The organism is Amycolatopsis sp. La24 (assembly GCF_029087445.1).
Lineage (GTDB): Bacteria > Actinomycetota > Actinomycetes > Mycobacteriales > Pseudonocardiaceae > Amycolatopsis > Amycolatopsis nivea.
Map to the genome: position 1 here is coordinate 1 of NZ_JARACH010000152.1, position 581 is coordinate 581.

The 581-nt window shown below is 74.2% G+C and carries 1 protein-coding gene; it reads left to right on the plus strand.

The window, feature by feature from the left end; translation table 11 throughout:
- Positions 1-12: 12 nt before the first annotated feature.
- Positions 13-581 (plus strand): IS3 family transposase (locus PUT80_RS46240; protein ID WP_275295927.1); only part of this gene is annotated, 569 nt, incomplete at its 3' end.

The window sequence follows — 581 nt, forward strand, 5'->3', positions numbered from 1 at the left end:
GGAGATGGATCGTTGACCCGCAGCTACCGGTTCATCTCCGCCCACCGCGCCGCCTATGGCGTCGCCCGGCTGTGCCGTGTCCTGGACGTGCGCCGTCCCGGCTTCTACGAGTGGCTCGCCGCCGCCCCGGCCCGCGAACAGCGCGCGCGGGAAGAGGACCGGCTGGCCGGGGAGATCGCCGGGATCCACGCCGCCCACCAAGGTGCTTACGGCAGCCCGCGGGTCACCGCGGAACTGCGCCGCCGCGGCGAAGCGGTCAACCACAAACGGGTCGAGCGGGTCATGCGCGAGCGCGGCATCACGGGGATCACCCGCCGCCGGCCCCGGTCGCTGACCCGCCAGGACAAGACCGCGGCCGCGCCGGACCTGATCGGCCGCGACTTCACCGCCGACGCCCCCGGCATGCGGCTGGTCGGGGACATCACCTGCCTGCCCACCGAGGAAGGCTGGCTCTACCTGGCGACCGTGCTCGACCTGCACACCCGCGAGATCGTCGGCCACGCCCTCGCCCCGCACATGCGCGCCGGCCTGGTCTGCGACGCGATCACGCTCGCCGTCCGGCAAGGCTTGACCGCCCCGGG